Source organism: uncultured Nitrospira sp. (assembly GCA_902500695.1).
Taxonomy (GTDB): Bacteria; Nitrospirota; Nitrospiria; order Nitrospirales; family UBA8639; genus Nitrospira_E.
Map to the genome: position 1 here is coordinate 4635 of CABVRQ010000109.1, position 6298 is coordinate 10932.

Annotated in this window: 3 protein-coding genes; all 3 read left to right on the forward strand. The window is 48.6% G+C overall.

Annotation, left to right across the window (positions count from 1 at the left end):
* Positions 1-495 precede the first annotated feature (495 nt).
* Positions 496-1710 (forward strand): hypothetical protein, encoded by a 1215-nt coding sequence (locus AAH187_RS17640; RefSeq protein WP_342349800.1) that lies wholly within the window; start codon positions 496-498, stop codon positions 1708-1710.
* 337 nt (positions 1711-2047) lie between these two features.
* Positions 2048-2752: a CPBP family intramembrane glutamic endopeptidase gene (locus AAH187_RS17645; protein ID WP_342349801.1), complete on the forward strand. Its 705-nt coding sequence runs from the start codon at positions 2048-2050 to the stop codon at positions 2750-2752.
* A 181-nt stretch (positions 2753-2933) separates the two neighbouring features.
* Positions 2934-6298 (forward strand): amylo-alpha-1,6-glucosidase (locus AAH187_RS17650; protein WP_342349802.1); only part of this gene is annotated, 3365 nt, incomplete at its 3' end.

A 6298-nucleotide genomic window follows, 5' to 3' on the forward strand; every position in this document is an offset into this window, starting at 1 on the left:
CCCGATGATCCTATTGATAAGAGTTGGATCACAAAATTTCACCCAAGCTCCTGACCATACTTCCTGCGTTTGGAGCTGTTGATTATTTCAAAGATTTTGCCGTTTCATCAGCATTATAAGTACCTGAGGCTCACCGGAAAAAATAGTGGAGTGCTCAAACAGGTTCGTCCAGTCCTGCCCTGAGTCATGCCGAAGGGAAGGCCGCAGCCGCCTGGACGAGCGGAGCCTACGGAGGAGTACGTGAGCACTGCCAAGGGGCGAGGATGCCGCTGGCGGCATTTTTCAACACTCCTCGTTTCTCCATGTCACGCCTTCTCGCCTAATATGGCCCTTTTCAGATGTGTCCACCACAGCGGGAATCGACTAGAAGGGTACAAAACCTTACTTTATTAAGTGGTCCGTTCCTACATCCGAAAAGGAGATGGGCCCAAATAACATTTTCTCTTTAGGTGCCAAGCCAATTAACACAAAAAGGAAGATATGATGCCTGGTGCCTTGGTCAAAAATTTCAAAGATGCGATGAGTACCATCAATTTATGGCTTCTTGTTCGGCTGGCAATCATTGCGTCTGGTGCGATCGGAGGCCTATGGCCGGGAATTCAGATAGACCCCGCAAATTTATCATCTTTAGATGTGGTAATGTCCTCGCTTATTTTTTTCATTGTCAGTGCCGTTGGCATTTTCCTCTTGCTCGCTTACGGTTTTCTTGCCCATCCCAAAAAAGCCAGAGAGTGGCAACCCCCATCATGGCGGGTAAATCCTTTTAAAGAGCCCCTGCAAATGTTTCACCTCGGGGCGTTCTATTTTATCGCAAGCGGGTTAGCCTTTTTTCTCACTCAAATTTTGAAGGAAACCAATAACCTAAAATTCCCACTGGAATTAATTTCCTGTGGCATGGGGTTATGGCTAGGTATTCATCTGTATGTAAAAGTCTTCCCCCATAACCGAGAAGCTCCTGTTGGAGGAGAATTTAATAGTCTTAAGCCTCCCTTGGACGTCAACAAATTTCGAGAAAGTCACGCTTTCGTACTGAGGGGTTCTGACATCGAAACATTATGGCATTTCCTTCAGGTTCACGGTGCAGTGGTTGCCACGGTGCGTTTTCATGATTCCCCTGAAAGAAGGGTTTCTTCTCCACAGGAAGTGATCAGGTTGGAAAATTCTGGCAAGCGTCAAATAGAAGCGATGCAATTTACTTCCCAGACTAATACAAGAACCACACCCCATTTTCGGCAATTGGAATTTTCCAATAGAAGGAGTTCACCTATCGAATGGGAAATTTTCGGAGATGAGGAAAATATTTCACGACTTAACTGTGAGCTTAAAATACTAATAAAACGATTAAACCCTTGGTACGGGAAAATTTCGGAAATGAATTTTTTCTCTTTGATGCCTATTGGTGGCATGATGGGAGGTTTGGTGTCCTACCTCATGGTTGCGCGCATCGAATGGCGTTTTATTTTAGAACAGATGCAAATGTCCCCTGCCCTATTCTTAGGCATTCCGCTATTAATTATTTTTTGGCTTCTTGTCCCATTAGGGCTCAATCAACTGCGAGGCACATTCTTTCCATTAGCTTCCTTTGCCATTGGTCAAGGAAAGGCCAACCATCAAATTAAAGAAACTAGGAGATTAATTATAATCGTAGCCTTTGGCCTCTTAATGATGATGTTGCTTTTGGCTGTCTATCATGATGCGTCTAATCAATAATCGAAAGCATCCATGACCGTATTCTTCGTCCTCGTATCACTCACGGTAATCATGTGAGAGGTCTCCATTGTTACAATGCCATTCCTATTAATAAGGGAGAGTAAAAAACAGCTCATCTTGAACTGAACGACCGGTTGATTGAAGGTTTTTCACATGGGCGGCAACTATATTTACACCATTCCTGACTTTTAGTAGGAAAGTAACTTCTTTAAGCAAAGAAGTTAACAACCGACATGAAACTATGTCTCACTCCTCTGCCATGGCTTCTTCCACCTCGACTTTCTCTTCCACTGAACCTATTTCCTGGTTCGGAGCCAAGGGGGCATTTCTCGTTTTATTGGGATTTATTCTCGCCCGTGAGTTTCTTTATGTTTCTTTGGATTTTAGTTTAGGGTTTCTCGCAGGATTCTGGGAAGGAATAGTCGGCCCAGTCTCTGATGCTTTTTGGATTGAACTGAACCACTGGACAGCTCCTTTTTTGAGCATCGTGAGTGTGGTTGGGGGAGCTGGTACAGGATTGTGGATTATTTTCAAACAGTCAAAAGGTCAAAGCCCATTTCAATGGTTGTTTAAATCGATATGGGAACCGAATCATGGATCATTTTTTACGTGGCCTTTTTTTATAGGGTTAAGCCTCAGTCTTGGCTGGGGCTTGTGTTTTTTCTATTGGTTTTCCCCAGACCACACTTTACCCAGACCCTTCACTTCCCAAATGCTGAACGCTCCCTTTATTCCGCAATTATTCTGGATCGTATTAATCGTGGTAATCGCTCCTTTCATTGAAGAATGTTTATTTAGAGGTATCTTGTATGCCGGGTTTTCACAAACATGGGGTCCACTTCCAGGAGGTATAATTGTTACCGGCATGTTTGTGGCTGTGCATTTTCCCAAAATTTACGTTTATCCCCCCGCAGCTTTAGCCATTCTCTGCTTGGGCTTAGCCACACTGTGGTTACGCATGAGAACCCAAGCTCTTACATCAGGAATGGTTTGTCATATGACCTATAATGCCTTTTGCGTTATGGGGATGTTCTTGTTTTAATCTTCCTTTTAAGATTACCTTAGAGTGACATTACCCCGAAATTGAGGACAGAGGAAGGCATTGGTGGGAGACAAGTAATCTCCCGCTGAGATATTCTACGTCTTCGTCGCCTACCCATTAGAGTTATTACGATTCTTTTCGTCTCGAACAACTGTTTGCCACAGAACCATCGGGAGACATCATGACGACATTTCAATCACGCTATGAGATGGACACGATTGAGTTAACCAACTCAGGCGGCCTTTGTTTTGCGTTTTTTCAGAATGGCGGTTTGTTCCGCGCGATGTGTGATGATGTGATGATTAATCAGATACTGGGTAACCCGCTTGAAGGGGCATTGAACAATGTGTATTTACGCCTCCGCACGGCTGATGCGCTCACGTTTATCCCGCTGATCGGACCCTCATCACCCAGTACGTTCGCATACACACCACACCAAGCCAGATGGCAAGGACACTGGCAAGATCTGACGTATACCTGTTCACTGACGCTACACCCGGAAGCCACGCTGTGGTTTTGGACCATCGATATTCACAACACCGCCTCGACGGATCGTCTCTGCGATGTGATCTATACCCAGGATATCGGCCTGGCCCACGAAGGGGCGATCCGGAACAATGAAGCCTATTGCAGCCACTATATTGATCATTCTGTTTTGACCCACGACACATACGGACCCGTCGTATGTTCACGCCAGAATCAAGCATGCGAAGATCAACATCCCTGGCTCATGCAGGGGAGTACCAGTCACGTCCGGGGCTTCGTGACAGATGGTCTGCCGTTTTATGGATTGGCGTATAAACAGACCAACATCCCGGTTGGACTCACCCAGGATTGCCTCGTGAGTGTCAAACAACAATTCGAAATGGCATTCTGCGGTCTACAATCCGATATCCTCCGGATTGCTCCCGGCGAGTCCCACTCGGTCACGTTTTATGCCGAATATGTGCCGCACCATCCGGAGCCCACCCAACCCGCTGACGCCGACCGTATTCATCCCGCCATCGAACGTATCCAACAATTACAAGAGCAACCACCCACTCACGTCTTCACGCCACATCCAACCCCCCAGACGATCTTGCACAACCTGACGATGCTGACCGGTAAGGATTTAACCAAAGACGATGTCCAAGACCTGTTCCCGGATCGGCGACGCCATGATGAAATCCACGACGGAACATTGTTGTCATTATTCTATGCGGATGCCACCCATGTGGTGTTCAAAGCCAAAGAGCAGCTCGTCGAACGCCAGCACGGCCATATTTTGCGCAGCGGTCACGCCCTGATTCCGCAGGACGACGGGCTGAGTTCAACCACACATATGGCCGGCGTCTTTCACTCCCATCTGAGTATTGGCAACACGTCGTTCAACAAACTGTTATCCATTACGAGAACTCCCTTCAACATATTTAAAACGAGCGGCCTGCGCATTTTCATCAAGCGAGGCGCCACGTATCATCTGCTCGGGATGCCGTCCTGTTATGAAATCGGCTTGCACTCCTGCCGATGGCGTTACAAGACGGATCAGGGATGGATTGTGGTCAATGCCTGGGTCAGCCCCGAGGACGCCGCCGCGTTTTTGAGTATTGAGTCCGATCAGACCGACACATTTGTCATACTCAGCAATCTGGTTCTGGGCAACCATGAACTGGACCATCAGGGCCATATCGAGATTGATGCCCCGACAGCCACCGCTACCTTGAGTCCACATGCCAGCACGGATATGACCCAACGATATCCGGATACCGTGTTCTATATCACGACGGCAGAACCAGCCAAGGTCGAGCACATTGGCACAGATGAAGAATTATTTACCGATCACCAGTCCCGTGGACTTCCCTATCTCACAGTTCGTACCAAACCGGTGCAAACGTTTTCTTTGGCGATCACGGGTTCCATCCTCAACGCCGATCACGCCAAGAGCTTATGCAAGAAATATCAAACTCAGCCGGCTGACCTGCAGCAAGACCAAGAGGCCAGTTGGGCATTTTGGCAATCACTCGCTAGACAATTTCACGTATCACTCACCAAAACGAATCCACTTTGCGACAAACTCAATGACATCTTTTACTGGTACGTACATAATGCCATGGTCCACTATACGACGCCCCATGGTCTCGAACAATTTTCCGGTGCGGCATGGGGTGTCCGCGATGTCTGCCAAGGGCCGCTCGAACTCCTGTTGGCCACCCAACACCATTCTGAAGCTAAACAGATCTTGTTAACGGTCTTTGCCCAGCAATATGAGGAGACGGCAGATTGGCCACAGTGGTTTATGTTTGACCGGTTCGCCACTATCCAGCACCCGGAGAGCCATGGTGACATCATCCTTTGGCCTTTAAAAGCGCTGGCGATGTACCTCGAAGCCAGCAATGATTTCAGCATTCTGGATAGTGAGCTGCCCTATACCAAGGTACCGACGTTTGTCCACACTCCCACCCGATCGACGGTGTTACGCCATGTTCAGCGCACGATTGACGCCATTGAATCCCGCTTTATCACGGGTACGGCGTTATCAGCTTACGGCGCCGGGGATTGGGACGATACCCTTCAACCGGCTCAATCCGCCATGCGTGAGCATATGGTCAGCACCTGGACGGTCGCGTTAACCTTTCAAGTGTTCCAACAATTGGCCACCGCCTTTAGGCAGGCGGGGCTCCATGCCGATGAACAACGCCTGCTGCAGTTAGCCCGGCGCATCAAAGCAGATTTCAACCAGCATCTTCTACCGGATGAGGTCGTGAGCGGATTTGGCTATCGACACCCCGATGGGTGGATCGAACCCGTCATTCACCCAAGCGATACGCGCACGAAGATTCACTATCGGCTGCTGCCGATGACCCGCAGCATGATTGGCGAGTTATTTACCCCCGAACAAGCGCAGGATCACCTGAGGCTCATCGAGGCTCATTTAAGTTTTCCGGACGGTGTCCGCCTCATGAACAAACCCGTGTCCTATCAAGGCGGGGTGCGAGTGTTATTCCGTCGGGCCGAAGAGTCGGCCCATTTCGGGCGTGAGATCGGGTTGCAATATGTCCATGCCCACATCCGCTATATCGAAGCGATGTGCAAAATCGGCCAAGCCCGGAAAGCCTACGACGCGATCTTGCAGATTTTACCGATCACTATTCAGGATCAGGTATCCAATGCGCTCACACGGCAGAGCAATGCCTATTTCAGTAGCTCAGATGCGGATGTGCGGGATCGGGATGAGGCCGAACAGCTATTCGATGCGCTACGGGCGGGTCATGTTCGGGTGAAAGGAGGTTGGCGCATATATTCCAGCGGGCCCGGTATCTTTCTCAATCAAGTCGTCAGCCAATTTTTGGGTTTGAGACTGTCGTATGACGATGTCGTCATCGATCCCGTCTTGCCAAATCAGCTGGATGGATTACACTTTACCTTTGCCATGAATGAAAAACCCGTCACCGTTATTTACTCAATTAGCAGCGATGAACCGGCTTCAGTGCAATCCGTGAGCATCAATGGAATTGAAACGGGACTTAGACGCGATCACAATAGCTACCGACAAGGCTGGGTTCGGAT